We start from the raw sequence: 15,422 nt of genomic DNA on the forward strand, positions 1-15,422 counted from the left end.
GCTGATTTAGATTACTTCCATCAGCAAATGGAGAATGAAACATGAAAAAGATCCTCAACAACCAACTCGGCACGAAGTTCGCCTTCGTGCTGTTTTTGTTTGTCTTACTGCAAATCCCGCTTTCAATGGTCACAGGGCTAATCTCAGAGCGCTCATATCGCCAAGATGAAGTCAGAAACGACATCGCACGCAGCAGCAGCGGCGAGCAGCGCATCATTGGTCCATTCATCATGGTTAACTACACCGAAACCAGTTACCGAGATGACAAAGTACAGATTAAAGAGCGTCGTAAATTCCTCCTACCTAGCACTTTTGATATGAGCGCGAATCTGGACAGTTTTGAAAAGTACCGAGGCATTTACCGTGCGCGTTTATACAAAGCACAAGTGGCACTGAAAGGCACTTTCGATGCAGACGATCTCACGGCATTGCAGGGGCTTGATATTGAAAACATGAGTCTAGTGGTTGGCATTGAAGACAGCCGTGGATTGATTCGTTTGGATGACATGACCATGGCGAGCTCTGATATCGAAGTCGCACCGGGGACGGGGTTAAATCAGTTACCACAAGGCTTCCACAGTGATCTGACACTTGCAGACCTAAACCCAGCACAACCTTTGGCATTCGATCTTAACTTCTTGCTACAAGGGATGGGACAGCTTCAAGTCACACCAATTGGCAGTCAAACAACGGTTGAACTCTCTTCAACTTGGGCACATCCAAGCTTTATCGGTGATTACTTACCAGTGTCGTCAGAGGTATCTGAAGATGGATTTAATGCACAGTGGGCGAGCAATAACTTCTCTACCAATATCGCGCAGCTGTTCCAAAGCTGTTTGTCATCGAATCACGCTTGTCACGAGCTTGAACAGCGACAAATGGGCGTAGATTTGATTGATCCCGTGGACCACTATTTGAAATCTCACCGAGCTGTGAACTATTCACTGTTGGTTATCACATTAGTATTTGCGAGTTTCTTCTTACTGGAGCTGTTCCAAGCGCGTCCGGTTCACCCAGTGCAATACGGCTTTATTGGTCTGGCTTTAGCGCTTTTCTATCTGTTGCTGATTTCGATGAGTGAACACCTAGGCTTTAACTGGGCGTATGTGGTGTCGGCAGTCGCATCGACGGGGCTTTTAAGTGTGTACGTGAGCGGTATGTTGAGCAACACCAAGCACGGCGCGATATTCGGAGCGTGTTTGCTCACTCTCTACGGATTACTGTTTGGCTTGCTACAAGCAGAAAGCTACGCATTGGTTATGGGGGCATTGCTGTGTTTCGCGATTTTGAGCTTCACTATGGTTATTACACGCAACATCGACTGGTACGCACGAAATAAGAAAGCAGAAGAAAGCGCAAAGGCGAATCATGAAGATGTTTAAACGAGCAATTCTCACTGGTCAGCCAAGTGATATGGTGGAAGAGACATCCGCTATCCACCTGCGATTTTCTGCAAAAAATGGACTGAAAGAAAAGCTTGGTGTGTTTTATCGCATTGGTCGTTATTGCACTCTATGTTCGAGACAGCTTTATTCGTCCGACATTTGGTGATGTTCTCGTTGTGGTTTGGCTCTACTACTTTCTTGCAAGTATGTTCTCTATGCCCGTTAACTGGCTGGTTTCATTGGTGGTGTTGATTGCGTTCGCTGTTGAGTTAGGGCAATTGTTACAGGTCGCGGTTTGGCTTGGTATCGAATCTTCATCGCCTCTGGCTGTGATTTTGGGCGCCACATTTGATTGGAAAGATCTGCTGGCTTACTGTATCGGAGGTCTACTGTGTTGGTGGATGGAAAAGAAATGAAAACCGAGATGAGAGCCATTGTGCTACCAAACCGACTCCGCCATTCCAAACGAGGTATTCGTAAGAGGCTCAAAATCAGTTTACTCAAACGCGTGTACCTTTGGTCACTGACCAATAGAGAACGGCTGTAAACCTCGCCTCTTTATATGAAATACAAAAAGGGAATCTTAACTCACCGGCGCACAGGGTGAGTTAAGATTCCCTTATTATTGACTAAGATATTGAGTTCTTACTTTTAATTAACTTTCAAATGAAAGTTTCTCGCCGAACGTCTCTCTCCAGTCTTTATCGAACTGCTCAACCGCCGGTTTTACTGCTGGGTGAGCGAACATTTGTGCCGCCACATCGGTTGGCAATGTAATGGCTTCGATGCCCAGCTTCATCACTTCCATCGCTTGTTGAGTGTTCTTGAAGCTGGCTGCCAAAATCTTCGCTGGTAGTTGGTTTTGATCGAGCAACAATTGAAGATCCGCGACCACTTCAACACCGTTGCCGTTCATCGCATCAATGCGGTTTACGTAAGGTGCTAGATAGTCTGCACCGCACAGTGCTGCAAGGAACCCTTGTTGAGCTGAATAGATAGCGGTGGCAAGAACCTGAATTCCCTCTTTTTTCATTAGCTTAATTGCCGCTAATCCGGTTTCTGTTGCTGGCACTTTTACCACCATATCGTAAGGCAATTCATTCAGTTGGCGCGCTTCTGCCAGCATACCTTCGACGGTTGAACTCACGACTTGAGCGTGAAAGCGAGGTGTACCGCCAAGTGCATCTTGCATGCCTGCTAGGGTTTCATTCAGCCCCTGTTTTGACTTCGCCAAAATGCTTGGGTTTGTCGTCACGCCTTTTAGCGGTAGGCACTGGTTAAAGCGTTTTACTTCTGCCACATCAGCAGTATCTAAATAAAGTTCAATCATGGTTTCTACCTTAAACAAAATCTTCGTTTTGATGATGGGATCACTATAGATCTGACAATCGAACGAGATCTTGATTTTGATCAATTGAAATTTCATTTGAAACTATAATAATTTCATTAAGTGAAAGTTAAGTGGAACTTGTAAACGTTCAAATGAAGCTTTCAGTTAGAACAAAGAAAAGCCGTTCATAAGACTTAACCAGCAAGAAACGGATTAAGTACACAGCGGTAGCACAGACCAAGAGGCAAGCAGAGATGTATTTCAATATTCAACGATTCTCTACCCATGATGGCGATGGCATTCGTTCCATTCTTTTTCTTAAAGGATGCAGCTTGTCTTGCCCTTGGTGTCAAAACCCAGAAAGTCGCAGCGAAAAGCATTCACTGTTGTTTGATCAGCGAAGCTGTATGGAAGATTGCCAACTGTGCGTTTCTGCTTATCAAGCTACAACTCAATCTACTGCGGGTAGTGAAACGGTGGGTGATGGTATTCAACGCATCGACAACCAGATCATCATCAATCGCAAAGCCATCAAAGAAGACCAACTGATCGCGCTGCGAAACGTCTGTCCGACGCAAGCACTGACCGTTTGCGGTGAAGAAGCGAAATCAGACATGCTGTTCGACACCTTAATGAAAGACAAACCTTTCTACGACCAAAGCCAAGGTGGTGTGACCTTCTCCGGTGGTGAGCCACTCATGCAAGCGGATTTGGTAGCAGAACTCGCACAGCGTCTGCATGACAACCAAGTCTCTACCGCTATTGAATCGTGCATGCATGTGCCGTGGAAGAACGTCGAAAAAGCCGCGCCGCATATTGATTGCTGGTTGGCGGATTTAAAACATACCGATGAAGAGAAGTTTCTTAGCTGGGCGAAAGGTTCACTAAAACGCATCAAAGACAATTTCCGAAAACTGGCACCTATCGCGAAACGCATTGTGATTCGCGTTCCCGTTGTGCCGGGGTTCAATGACACCATCGAAGAGTTGAAAGACATCATCGATTTTGCGGCTTCACTAGAAAGCTGCCAAGAACTTCACTTGCTGCCGTACCACACGCTCGGCATCAATAAATACCGTTTGCTCGATATGCCTTACGAGTGTTCTGACAAGCCATTAAACAAACCAGAACTGCTAGAAAGCGCCATGCAATACGCAAGCGAAAACACCCAACTTAACGTGATTGTAAGAGGTTAACTATGGACCTGAATTACCTTCCTGAGCGTATCAAAGCGCACAAATCGGCACTGGTAAACATCGTAACGCCACCTGTCTGTACCGAGCGTGCAGAGGCATACACTCGTGCTTATCAAGCGAACGAAGACAAACCTGTAATTGTCCAACGTGCGCTAGCACTGCAAGAGCACTTACGCACTCGTACGATTTGGATTAAGCATGATGAGTTAATCGTCGGTAACCAAGCGAGCAAAGTACGCGCTGCGCCTATTTTCCCAGAATACACTGTACGTTGGATTGAAGCGGAAATTGATGAGCTAGCCGACCGTCCTGGTGCAGGCTTTGCGGTCACTGAAGAAGATAAGCAAAGCATCCACCGCATCACACCGTACTGGCGCGGTAAAACCGTTCAAGACCGTTGTTATGGCTTGTTTACTGATGAGCAGCAAGAAATCTTAGCCAGCACCATCATTAAAGCCGAAGGCAACATGACTTCGGGTGACGCACACCTAGCGGTGGATAACGAGAAAATCCTTAAGCTAGGCATGAACGGTTTGCTAGAGGATGTTCGTCAGCACCGTGCTAACAATGATGTTTCGACCTTTGAAGGCTTGAAGAAAGAGCAGTTCTACAAATCGGTCGAAATTGTACTGCTTGTCATTCAAGATCACATGGTGAGCTACGCTGAATTGGCGGCAAAAATGGCGTTAGAAGAGACGCGCCCGCTGCGCAAAGCTGAGTTAGAAAGCATCGCGGCAAACTGTCGTCATGTCGCGAGTGATGCGCCGGAAAACTTCTGGCAAGCACTGCAATTGAGCTACTTCGTTCAATTGATGCTACAAATCGAATCGAACGGTCACTCGGTTTCTTTCGGTCGTATGGACCAATTCCTCAACGAATTTTATGTTCGCGATATCGAAAACGGCACGATTGAGAAAGACTTCGCACTAGAGCTTTTACAAAGCTGCTGGTTGAAGTTGCTTGAAGTAAACAAGATTCGCTCTGGTGCACACTCAAAAGCATCGGCAGGTTCTCCGCTGTATCAAAACGTGTGTATCGGCGGTCAGAAGTTGAATGAAAAGGGTGAGCCTGAAGATGCAGTGAATCCACTTTCTTGGGCGATTCTGGAATCTTGTGGTCAGTTACGTTCGACGCAACCTAACTTGAGTGTGCGTTACCATGAAGGTTTAAACCAAGAGTTCTTAATGGGCTGTATTGAAGTGATTAAATGCGGCTTCGGTATGCCAGCGTTCAACAACGATGAGATTGTTATTCCTGAATTCATCAAGCTTGGTGTAGAGAAAGAAGACGCTTACAACTACGCATCTATCGGCTGTATCGAGACCGCAGTTCCGGGCAAATGGGGTTACCGTTGTACGGGCATGAGCTTTATTAACTTCGCTCGTATCTTGCTAGCTTCATTGAACGAAGGTGTGGATGCAACAGCGGGTAAAGCTTTCTTGCCACACGATAAGTCATTAGCAAAAGGCAACTTTGAGAACTTTGAGCAAGTGACCGCTTCTTGGGCAGAGCAAATCCGCTACTACACCCGTAAATCGATTGAGATTGATACTGTAGTCGACAGCGTACTTGAACAGCAAGCTCAAGACATTTTCTGTTCAACGCTGGTGGATGACTGTTTGGCTCGCGGTAAAACCGTGAAAGAAGGTGGCGCGAAATACGATTGGGTATCTGGTTTGCAAGTCGGTATCGCAAACTTGGGTAACAGCCTAGCCGCCATCAAGCACCTTGTTTTCGATGACGCGCAAATCACTCAGCCAGAGCTGGCAAAAGCATTGGCAGAAGATTTCGACGGCATGGAGAACGAACAGCTTCGCCAACGTCTTATCAACTTTGCACCAAAATACGGTAATGATGATGACGCAGTAGACCAACTACTGGCAGACGCTTACCAAGTGTACATTGATGAGCTAGAGCAGTTCGTTAATACGCGTCATGGGCGTGGTCCAATTGGCGGCGGTTACTACGCAGGTACATCAAGTATTTCGGCAAACGTCCCATTCGGTGCTTCAACCATGGCAACGCCAGATGGTCGTAAAGCGAAAACGCCGTTAGCTGAAGGTGCAAGCCCGTCATCTGGCTCAGACCGTTTAGGTCCAACGGCTGTGTACAACTCGGTTGGTAAGATTCAAGCGAATAAGATCCTTGGTGGCGTGCTGCTTAACCAGAAGTTAAGCCCGGCAGCGGTTGAGTCTGAAGGGGATAAGCTCAAGCTTTCTATGTTGATTCGCACCTTCTTCAACCACCACAAAGGTTGGCACGTGCAGTACAACATCGTCTCTCGTGAGACCTTGCTAGCTGCGAAGAAGAACCCTGAACAATATCGTGATCTTGTTGTGCGAGTCGCAGGCTACTCAGCCTTCTTCACTGCACTATCACCAGATGCGCAAGACGACATCATCGCACGTACTGAGCACGAACTGTAAGTACACTCACTAAGTAAAACAAAAGGCACCGATTGGTGCCTTTCGTTTGAATACTTAATCCGCAAATGACTATACCTGACCGCATTACAGCTTGTGCAAAATGGTCACGCATTTTTTCGTGACGTTGTCGTACTCTTTCGTCATGTAAGCGGTAGTGATCGCGCCCTCTTTCATGATGCAAATGGCATCGAGTAATGCAGCGTTGTCTGATTTGAGATAGCGTTGAATTAGCTCTCTGACTTGCTGCTTATGGTAGCGGCAATACGTTGCGATCTCGCCACTGTCGTCACTGAATTCCGCGGACGTATTGATGAAAAAGCAACCGCGAAACTCGCCCAATTTTTCTTCAGAGCCATGAAACCAGCCGTTGAGTGCAGTAAATAACTGATCGATCACCTCCGCGCACGTTTGTGCTGAAGAAAGCTTTTCCTCCAACCATTCCATAAATATTTGGTGGCGTTGTTCTAATGCGGCGATGATAAGCGCTTCTTTGCTCTCAAAATGGTTATATAGCGTGCGTTTAGCCACGCCGGAAACATTGAGAACTTCATTGATGCCAATAGAGTTGATGCCTTGTTTGTAAAACAGTGACAAAGCTGTGTCGATCAATAACTGTTTCTTTTTGTTCATAACTACGTCCTCAAAAAGTTCCATAAACACATATTGACAAAGGTAGACAGGTTTGTCTATTTTATTTTGTAGACAATTTGGTCTACTTTTGAGGTGTTTATGAATAATTTAATTTTATCGTTGGTTGCCGGACTTGGCGCTACGCTGGCTATTGGTGTGTTGTCTTACGCCGAGGTATCTCTTACTGAGGTAGTACTCCTGATGGCACCATTTGGTGCTACCGCAGTACTGGTGTTTGGGGTGCCAGGCAGCCCTCTTGCTCAACCCAAAAACGTGATCATTGGTCACTTCATCACGGCCTCTATCGGTATTGCGTTTAGCCAGTATGTTGACGTCACGCCGGTCACGCTCGCGATTGCGACGGGGCTGGGTGTGTCTGCGATGCTGATTACGAAGACCACTCATCCACCTGCGGGTGCAAATCCAATTTTGATCATGGCGTCTGGGCAGGGATGGAGTTTTCTCTTCACGCCTGTCCTGATTGGCGCGATAGTGATTGTTCTGGTCGGTAAAGGGTTACAGTTGCTACAAAGTCAGTACTTAAATCCTCGATTGAATGGTCAGAAGACCTAGTCGGATTGTAGTTAGAGCCGCGAAAGGGAGTGATCTCTTTTGCGGTTTTATCTTTTGTCGGTTTGCAAAAACAAAATCTGATTCTCTCTTGGTATTCAGTCGTATACATCAACATGGTAGTTAAATTGGTACAATGCGATGAACAGAATCCACCCTAAGAAACTATTGCACAGTAAATGGACGGCAATTTCACCTAAAAACAAAGAGAAGCATTTTGTCGTGACGGAAATGGAACTAGATGAAGATGGTAACGTTGTGAGATGTGTCATCGAGGCAGTCATGAGTAAACGCGACCAAGAGATGAACTGGCAAGACCTAAAAGACTCTGAGCAATGGATGCAAGGGTGGAAGTGAGTGACGCTTCGTTGTTGGGCGAATCAAGCAGAAACGTGCGTTGCGAGTAGGCAAAAGTGGTGCTATCTGATACGTTGATAATTCGTTCTAACGCCCACTCAAAGGATTAATTATGATTGATTTCGACAATTCCTCTGTATTTAAGCTTAAGCCGATTGACGTTTCTAATGCCAGAGAAGACTTCCTTAAGTTCTTGATTGATGGTGAGACTATTTTCGCTGCTTTTAAAACAGTTCGTGACCAAGTGGTGTTTACGAACAAGCGAGTGATAGCGGCAAATGTGCAAGGGATTACCGGCTCAAAAGTGGATTACACTTCTTTGCCTTACAGTAAGATCAATGCATTTTCTATCGAGACCTCTGGTACTTTTGATTTGGATTGTGAAATCGAGTTCTTCATGAGTGAGGTGGGAAGAGTGCGTTTTGAAATTAAAGGCTCGTTTGATTTGATTTCTTTCAACCGTATGGTTAGTGAGTATGTACTAGGTTAAGGGGTTAGAAATGAGAGCTTCGCTGAGAGACAAAATTATAGAGGTCTGTGACAAAAAGATCGCGAGTAAAGGTGAATTGGTTGGTCTCTCATTTTATGCGTTTTTCGCTAATAAAAATGACGACCCAGAGCTGTTGATGGAAGCGGCTACGTGGTGGATTCAGACTCATCAGCTCGACCACTTCGAAAAAGCAGTAAAAATAAAATCAATGGTCGAGTCGGGGAGCTAAATTAAAAAAAAGAAGTAAAGAAAGCAGACAAATGCTAATAACGTTGCGGACAAAACAGGGTAGATAATGTAAGAGTCCTGCTTGTTGGTTCGTTGAAAACATAGCGAAACAAGTAAGACGTTATAAACAACAAGTAACAAGCTGATCATGGTTCCGCTGTTTAGTGTCATACTTGATAGCTGAGTTAAGAAAAACGCCAATAAAAGGTAATCGAAGACAATGAGCCATAAAAAGGCTTTCTTCAGTAAGTCGCTTTTTCTTTTTTCGGATGATGTTATGTGCATATAGAACTCAACTAAAAAGTCACAGTAACAGAGGCTTTGGTTAGAGAGGTCACCATCAGAGTGGTGACCTTTTAAGATTATAATTCTTGAATTTTTACTTCGCTGGTGGCGGTATCGCCGGAGTAATTGATGACTTCTTGACGAATGACTGGTTGGTTAAATTCAGCCTTATCTTTCGCTTTTTGCAGTTCACTTTCTTGGTGGTTGCCAAAAAGGGTTTCAAGCACTTTAGCGGCAGGAGTCGTTAAAACAAACAGCTCAATACGACGGTTTTCGCTAGAATCTGGCTCATCAGGATTAAGCAGCGCTCTATCTGACATACCCGTTACCTGCATTACTCTATCGTCCGGCATACCGCCTTCAACTAACGTATTTCTTGCTACGTCTGCTCGAGAGGCTGATAACGCCCAGTTAGATTGACGACCAAAACGCTTTTTAAATGGAATTGCATCTGTGTGTCCGCTGATGATCAGAGGGTTGTTAACACGATGAAATACAGGTGCTAGTGCGAGCAGTAAATCTTCAAAAAAAGGAGTAAGTTCTGCACCACCACGGCTGAACATATGCTGTTTGTAATCATCTTGAAGGACGATACGCAAACCTTGTGGTGTCACCGTGACGTTTACATTTCCCTGCGCATTAATTTGGGCAGTCATTTGCTCAATTACTTTTGCTAGTGCGGCAAGTTGCTCTTGAGTATCGAAGTTACCAGGAATCAAAGAATCAATTTCTGGTCCATCCCCATCACCTTTAAAGTAAGAGCTTACTACATGGTTGGAGTTGTGTTTACTTGGCACAGAAGAGTCCTGTGCCAAGTCGATAGGAGAAATACTTTGTGACGTATCAAATGGGTTGCCGTAACTCTTGTCGAATACGCTTGAACTATGCAAGTGGGCAACAATCGCTTTACGCTCTTCTTTGTCTACCACCTGCATAACCCAAAGTACAAGAAACAGCGCCATTAGGGCGATCATGAAGTCAGCAAACGCGACTTTCCACGCGCCGCCATGAGACGACTCATCATGGCTGTATACTTTGGCACGTTTGAACACTACATGCTCTTGTTTTTGCATTATCCCTCCTGTTCAGCTAACCACTTCTCCATTTGGTTGAATGTTGGTTTGATGTCTAGCTGAATATGTTTACGACCAGCGTCAATGGCGAGCAATGTCGGCTTTTTCGCTACGTAGGCAACCAAGGTTGCACGAACGCACTCAAAAGCAGTCATATTACGTTTTACTCGCTGAGCCATGGCGTTACTTAGTGGATCTAAGCCACAGTAACAACCGAAAATACCAATGAATGTACCAACGAGAGCTGCCGCAACGTGATAACCAATCATAGCGATTGAGCCATCAATAGCTTGCATGGTGATAATGATGCCACCAACTGCTGCAAGAATACCGAAGCCAGGTAGTGCTTCAGCTGTACGCTGTAGTGAGCGTGAAGGTAAAAGCATTTCGTTCTGTATTGCTTCGATTTCTTGCTCTAGCAGTCCCTCTAATTCATGAGGCGACATCTGTCCCATTGCCATTAAACGTAAATTGTCAGTAATGAAAGAAATTAGGCGATGATCTTCTGCGATCGTCGGGTAAGCGAGGAACATAGAGCTTTGCTCCGGAGCCTCAATATGAGAATCCAGAAACTTGTATCCGCGGTTTCTCGCTGTCTCTAGCAAGTTGTTGAGTAGTGCCATTAATTCCATGTAGTACTCATGCTCTTCTGTTGGACCTTTAATGGTCGCTGGCACTTGGCGACGCATTTCTTTCAGTACATGAGGCGGATTACCGATGATCAAAGAACCAGCAGCGGCGCCAATAATGATAAGGAATTCGGCTGGCTGCCAGATAGCACCTAAGCTACCACCGGCCCACATATATCCACCGAAGACGCACACCAGGATAGTGAGCACTCCAAAAAACTTTTGCATCTTGTGACTCCTAAGAGGACATTAATTGGTTGAGTTGTTTCAGCGCTTGTTTGTGAAGCTGACATATACGAGGTGGTGTCAGATCCAATACCAGAGCTATTTCGTGTAAGTTGAGTTCATGTTGATAGAACAGAGTCAGGAGCAGTTGATCGCGCTTAGGTAATTTACCCAAAGCACTGTCTAAACTACGACGAATATGTTCATGTTCCATGCCATCGTATTGCCCGCCAATGTAGCTATCACCGCTGCTCTCCATCAGTTGGTCAAGGCTTTGCATCTCGCCTGCGAGAGCGGCATTTTGGCGGTTGTAATAATCTTGCTCATTCGTCCCTAAAGCCTGGATGATTTCGGCATCCGTTGGCATTCGACCTAACGTTCGAGTGAGATCTCGAGTCACGTCGTTGAGCTCGTGGGCTTGTTGACGAGTCTTACGTGAACGCCAATCTAGTCGGCGTAATTCGTCTAAAATAGCTCCCCGAACTCGACAAACGGCGAAAGCAGGAAAGTGAGGATCGTCAACATCGCCATATCGGCGTCCAGCCTCGACTAGAGCGATAAGGCCTATCTGCTGCATATCTTCAATACTACAGTGAGAAGTGGCATGAACGCGCAGCTGGTTAACTACGCGTTTTACCATGACCTGATGACGTTGTAGCAATGCGTTTTCATCAATTGGTCGTGACGGTGTTGTCACTTCCTCTTCTGTGGTGTAAGTGTCTTGTACATTCATGTCTAACATGGTTGTGCTCCGTTATTGCACAACATATTTAGTCAACAAAACATCGTCGATTTCTCGGACGATGTCTGTTTTAGCAAAAGCGAGTAGAAGCGTTTGCTTCACTTCGTCTTGCAGAATATCGATGGCACCCGCTTGCTGTAACTGATCAAACGTTTTGTCGCTAAACAGTTTTAATAGAGAGTTTTGTACCATAGGCATGTATTCATCGATCTCTTTGATACGCTCTGGGCGGCGTGTCTCAATTGCCAGTTCTAGCATCACAAAGTGAGTCTGTTTCTTGCCTTTAACGGTCAAAACGACTTTGTCCAAAGGATGGAAGCTAGGACCTTTACTTGTCGGTTGTTCTGTGACCAAAAAAGACAGTGGAGAGTCTTCGATCAGTGAACCAGAGTCAGGTGACTCTTGAGCGTGTTTGTTTAAGTACCAGATTCCGCCCATAATTGTGACGGCCGAAACGAGGGCACTGGTGATGATCATGGCGATAAACAGGGCGATCATTTGTTGTTTGGTCATAACCTTTTTCCTCGAAGATTCACTAAGCTTGAGTGCTTAGCCAGTGTTCTGAATAGTTAGTTGTTGTCGTGGTTTGGAATGCACCAGATTCTCGTGCGGCGAAAATATTGGTGTCTTCTTCGTTTGCGTGTGGGTCATTTCGACCTTGGTTTTGATCAGAGCCAACATTGACATCGACATGAACGAAGTTTTGCTCTTGTAACTCAGTACGCAATCGTTCCGAAACTTGCATTAAAGCTTCTCGTGTTGCTGCGGCATTGGCGTTGATGTGGACACTCAATCGGTCACCTTCAACACGTACAAGTAAATCCAATTTCCCTAAGTCTGGTGGGTCTAGGCGGATTTTTGCTTCTTGTACATTTTGTTGAGCTTGGAGCGTCACGCGATCATGTAAAACTTGCATCATTTGCTCCCCCCACTTTCCGGCAGTGGTATCAACACGCACCGCTGCCCACTCAGAGCCTTGAGCTTGAACATGACTCGTCGCAACCGGTGAATGTGCAGATTGTGTTGTAGGAGCTTGTGCTTGAAGTAGAGATGCGGTTGGTTGCCCTTGAACAGGTTGATTCAAGAGAGTTTGAAACTCAGCACCGGAGATAGGCAAACGCGAACTCGATGAAGTCGGCAGACTTTGCTTCACATCTTGTTTTGATGATGTGTTTAACATAGCGTTAGACGAATCTTGAGTAACAGACTTAACTTCGCTCGCAGTCATTAAAGATGACGCTTTTCCTAGTTTCTCAGCCTGCTTCTCTGCCATGGTAATCATACCCTGGGTTAAAGCTTGAGCTTGCGCTGCAAGATCAGTCGATTCTGTTAACCCTAGTGTACTGGTCAAGTTGGCATCCGGATCTGAAGCTGAGCGGTCATCAGTATCAAAACCATGACTTTGTACTTTGTTTGCGCTGTTCAAAGTAGAGGCCGTAAGGTGAAAACTCGGTACCGCTGACGCAGAGTTAAAGTCTTGCTCACCATTCTGCTTGTTCCCTGATTTAAAACCATGAGAAAAGCCGTGTACCGAGTTCGCTTGCTTGATGTGACCCTCATTGTTAGCTGGCGAATTACCCGAGTGCTGAGTTGAAGAAGGTATGATCATTGAGTTAGCTCCATGGTCATTGCTAATTGATAGGCCATAGCGCGTTCTTGATGGTCATTGACCATGTTCATCTCTTTTTTCAACTCGTTGGTCGACTTCTCTAATACTGCGAAGGCATTAGCGTGCACTGTTTTCGCTCGCTGGATTTCAGGTGCAAGCTTAGGATCTTTCAAAAAAGGCTTGTGACTGATCAAAAGCTCTCGCAACTGCAAGTCGTACCGCTTGAGCGCATGCCAATCGGCCGTTTTTGCGGCGAACTGGATGAGCTGAGATAAATGACGGAATCGCTCTGGCGATACTTTATGCTTGTTGTCCAAAATTCATCCAACCTTCACGAATGTTACCCATTACACGCTCAACGTTAACCAAGCGATTTGCATCGTTTTGCACGCTAGCGTAATAAAGTTCGACTTGGCAGAAGTCATAAAGCTGGCGTAGGTTTTCCGCAATTTCACCGCCGTTTTCATCATCTAGAGCACTTGTTAGTCCAATCAAGATGTTCATGCATTTGTTGATTCCATTCCCTTTCTCGGCCAAACGATTTGCGGCTAGGTGGCCGCGAATACGTTCAACTTCATCGAGTAGGCCATCGATTAACATGATGACTAATTGGTGTGGATTTGCTGCTGCCGCTTGAGCGTCGAGATCGACTTGTTGGTACGAATCGTAACCAGAATCCATAAGCATGAATATTTCTCCTAAATTTGGAACCAAATGTCTTATTTTTGAGCATTAAACATGGACATGGTTTGGTTCATTTGGGTCATAATTGAATTCATTTGAGTGAATTGTTTGAGATAGCGGTTGTACGACATTTCGTACTTACGCTCTAAATTGGTTTGTTTATCTTTGATTCGGTCTAAGCTTGACTGTATTGCGTCTTTACGCGTGCTGAAGGTACCTGATGAGAACTTCAAGAAAGGCTCTACCATCGCGTCAAGAGAATCTAGCAAAGCGTCATCCCCATTAAACAACGCCTCTAAGCCTGCGCTGTTTGTTTGTTGAGCTTCTTTGAACTTTTCTTGATCAACTTTCATTTTACCGTTGCGGTCTAGGCTCACGCCGATTTCGCTTAGGCGCATACCATTGTGTTCACCTCGGATTAACCCCGTTAACTGACTCTCAATAGAACGCAATGTCGAGTCGCTAGCGAGCACGCCGCGTTTCTGATCTTCACCGCCAATTTGGGTGTACTGATCGATAGTCGAAACAAGGGCATTGTAGGTTTCCACAAACTTATCTAGTTGTTCTTTAGTGCCTTCGCTATCAGCTCCAATTTTTAAACCGATTGGCGAATCTCCCGCGGCTTGCGGTTTAGATACGGTAATGTCAACACCGTCGATGACACCTTCAAAAGTATTACTTGCGTTGGTTAGTTTCAGGCCTGAGTCTTTTGCACCTAGCCACATAACCGCATCTTGCGGAGCGTTAATTTGCTTGAGGTTGGTGAAGGCGTCTTCAAACCACGCTTGGCCAGTACCCGTTGCAGATACGTTGATCTTATTTTCGACACCAGTCTCAGTGCTCGATAGCATAAAGTGTGTTTGACCATTCGAGCGAACTAGAGTGGCGTTAACGCCAGGGTTATCCGTGTGATTGTTAATCGCACTGGCTAAATCGCTGATCGTTGCAGTGCCGTCACCATTAACATCAACGGAGGACAAGTCTAGAGTCATTGTTTCACCGTTGATGGTGAATTCTAAAGATCCAGTTGTTGGTACTTCTGTCGTTGCCTCAAGGTCTGCAGGCATACCTGTAGATACTTGATGCGCCGTTGCCACTTTTTCTACAAAAATCTGATAGTTACCCGTTAGCGCTTTAGCATCCGCGTTTGCAGTAAAGTTACCTTCTTGAGAGAGTGTCGCACTGTTTTTGATGATGCTGTTTGTGCTGTTATTCATCTCTTTCATTGCAGTACGAAAATCACGTAGTGCGCTTTCAACTTTATTAAAAGCTGACAGTTGTGACTGGTACACATTAGCTTGCGCTTGGTAACGGTTTTTGAATGGGTTTGTGTCCAATTGTGCGAATTGGGTTGCCATTTTTACTGGGTCTAAAGAACTCATGAGGTGTGCTCCTCTCATCTCTTATTGGCTTGAATACTTTGAATGCTACGCCTTAGTTTAATTATCAGTGGCAAGATGCGTGCCGTATATTAAATTCAATTAAAACAAAGGTTTAAAGCTATTTTGTTTTCTTGGGAGGAAGTGGTGTTTCCACCTTGTTTGTTCCGCCTTCCTCCATGGA

General features: G+C 45.4%; 18 protein-coding genes and 1 pseudogene. 8 read left to right on the plus strand and 11 right to left on the minus strand.

Annotation, left to right across the window (positions count from 1 at the left end):
• The first annotated feature begins 41 nt into the window (after nt 1-41).
• Nucleotides 42-1,382, plus strand: a complete 1,341-nt coding sequence (creD, locus tag NL626_RS16985) for a cell envelope integrity protein CreD (RefSeq protein WP_253657567.1) — start codon at nt 42-44, stop codon at nt 1,380-1,382.
• Nucleotides 1,369-1,801 (plus strand): annotated as a pseudogene (locus tag NL626_RS16990) (DUF2809 domain-containing protein). Before creD ends, NL626_RS16990 begins: the two are co-directional and overlap by 14 nt.
• Before the next feature lie 239 nt (nt 1,802-2,040).
• Here NL626_RS16990 and NL626_RS16995 read toward each other — a convergent pair.
• The gene (locus tag NL626_RS16995) at nt 2,041-2,715 is read right to left on the minus strand and encodes a fructose-6-phosphate aldolase (protein WP_253657568.1); all 675 of its coding nucleotides are present in this window, start codon (nt 2,713-2,715) and stop codon (nt 2,041-2,043) included.
• Nucleotides 2,716-2,969: 254 nt separating this feature from the next.
• On the opposite strand from NL626_RS16995, the gene NL626_RS17000 reads away from it, so the two are divergent.
• Both NL626_RS17000 and NL626_RS17005 read left to right on the plus strand, forming a co-directional pair.
• Nucleotides 2,970-3,911 carry a glycyl-radical enzyme activating protein gene (locus NL626_RS17000; protein WP_237035907.1) on the plus strand — a complete coding sequence of 314 codons (942 nt, stop codon included), beginning with the start codon at nt 2,970-2,972 and terminating at the stop codon, nt 3,909-3,911.
• 2 nt (nt 3,912-3,913) lie between these two features.
• A complete protein-coding gene (locus NL626_RS17005) occupies nt 3,914-6,337 on the plus strand; it encodes a formate C-acetyltransferase/glycerol dehydratase family glycyl radical enzyme (protein WP_253657569.1) in 2,424 nt (807 codons plus the stop codon).
• Between the two features lie 84 nt (nt 6,338-6,421).
• On the opposite strand, the gene NL626_RS17010 is transcribed toward NL626_RS17005, so the two are convergent.
• Entirely contained in the window at nt 6,422-6,967 is a 546-nt protein-coding gene (locus tag NL626_RS17010) for a TetR/AcrR family transcriptional regulator (RefSeq protein ID WP_064369613.1), read from the minus strand.
• A 99-nt stretch (nt 6,968-7,066) separates the two neighbouring features.
• Between NL626_RS17010 and NL626_RS17015 the strand changes: the two genes are divergently transcribed.
• From NL626_RS17015 to NL626_RS17030, 4 genes are all read left to right on the plus strand, one after another.
• Complete coding sequence (locus NL626_RS17015) at nt 7,067-7,540, plus strand: HPP family protein (protein WP_064369614.1); 474 nt, start codon at nt 7,067-7,069, stop codon at nt 7,538-7,540.
• Nucleotides 7,541-7,678: 138 nt separating this feature from the next.
• Nucleotides 7,679-7,894: a TIGR02450 family Trp-rich protein gene (locus tag NL626_RS17020; protein WP_054576599.1), complete on the plus strand. Its 216-nt coding sequence runs from the start codon at nt 7,679-7,681 to the stop codon at nt 7,892-7,894.
• A gap of 112 nt (nt 7,895-8,006) precedes the next feature.
• A complete protein-coding gene (locus NL626_RS17025; RefSeq protein ID WP_005386881.1) occupies nt 8,007-8,384 on the plus strand; it encodes a PH domain-containing protein in 378 nt (125 codons plus the stop codon).
• A 10-nt stretch (nt 8,385-8,394) separates the two neighbouring features.
• Nucleotides 8,395-8,613, plus strand: coding sequence for a DUF6500 family protein (locus NL626_RS17030; protein WP_017634431.1), 219 nt, complete (start codon nt 8,395-8,397; stop codon nt 8,611-8,613).
• On the opposite strand, the gene NL626_RS17035 is transcribed toward NL626_RS17030, so the two are convergent.
• The 9 genes from NL626_RS17035 to fliD all read right to left on the minus strand — a co-directional run bounded on the left by NL626_RS17035 (nt 8,610) and on the right by fliD (nt 15,241).
• Nucleotides 8,610-8,897 (minus strand): hypothetical protein, encoded by a 288-nt coding sequence (locus tag NL626_RS17035; RefSeq protein ID WP_005375002.1) that lies wholly within the window; start codon nt 8,895-8,897, stop codon nt 8,610-8,612. The genes NL626_RS17030 and NL626_RS17035 overlap by 4 nt on opposite strands.
• Before the next feature lie 77 nt (nt 8,898-8,974).
• A complete protein-coding gene (locus tag NL626_RS17040) occupies nt 8,975-9,970 on the minus strand; it encodes a flagellar motor protein MotB (protein ID WP_005375003.1) in 996 nt (331 codons plus the stop codon).
• Nucleotides 9,970-10,827 carry a flagellar motor stator protein MotA gene (motA, locus tag NL626_RS17045; protein WP_005375006.1) on the minus strand — a complete coding sequence of 286 codons (858 nt, stop codon included), beginning with the start codon at nt 10,825-10,827 and terminating at the stop codon, nt 9,970-9,972. The genes NL626_RS17040 and motA overlap by 1 nt, the downstream gene beginning before the upstream one ends.
• A gap of 10 nt (nt 10,828-10,837) precedes the next feature.
• Nucleotides 10,838-11,566 carry a FliA/WhiG family RNA polymerase sigma factor gene (locus NL626_RS17050; protein WP_005375008.1) on the minus strand — a complete coding sequence of 243 codons (729 nt, stop codon included), beginning with the start codon at nt 11,564-11,566 and terminating at the stop codon, nt 10,838-10,840.
• A gap of 12 nt (nt 11,567-11,578) precedes the next feature.
• Nucleotides 11,579-12,079 carry a flagellar basal body-associated protein FliL gene (fliL, locus tag NL626_RS17055; RefSeq protein ID WP_005375011.1) on the minus strand — a complete coding sequence of 167 codons (501 nt, stop codon included), beginning with the start codon at nt 12,077-12,079 and terminating at the stop codon, nt 11,579-11,581.
• A gap of 22 nt (nt 12,080-12,101) precedes the next feature.
• Nucleotides 12,102-13,175: a flagellar hook-length control protein FliK gene (locus NL626_RS17060; protein ID WP_206970606.1), complete on the minus strand. Its 1,074-nt coding sequence runs from the start codon at nt 13,173-13,175 to the stop codon at nt 12,102-12,104.
• Nucleotides 13,172-13,492, minus strand: a complete 321-nt coding sequence (locus tag NL626_RS17065) for a hypothetical protein (RefSeq protein WP_005375013.1) — start codon at nt 13,490-13,492, stop codon at nt 13,172-13,174. The genes NL626_RS17060 and NL626_RS17065 overlap by 4 nt, the downstream gene beginning before the upstream one ends.
• Nucleotides 13,476-13,862, minus strand: a complete 387-nt coding sequence (gene fliS, locus NL626_RS17070; protein ID WP_005375014.1) for a flagellar export chaperone FliS — start codon at nt 13,860-13,862, stop codon at nt 13,476-13,478. The genes NL626_RS17065 and fliS overlap by 17 nt, the downstream gene beginning before the upstream one ends.
• A 32-nt stretch (nt 13,863-13,894) precedes the next feature.
• Nucleotides 13,895-15,241 (minus strand): flagellar filament capping protein FliD, encoded by a 1,347-nt coding sequence (gene fliD / locus NL626_RS17075; protein ID WP_031781075.1) that lies wholly within the window; start codon nt 15,239-15,241, stop codon nt 13,895-13,897.
• Between the last annotated feature and the right edge of the window lie 181 nt (nt 15,242-15,422).

Origin of the sequence: Vibrio sp. Y58_MX_L22 (assembly GCF_024181865.1) — a bacterium.
In the GTDB taxonomy this organism is placed as follows: domain Bacteria; phylum Pseudomonadota; class Gammaproteobacteria; order Enterobacterales; family Vibrionaceae; genus Vibrio; species Vibrio alginolyticus.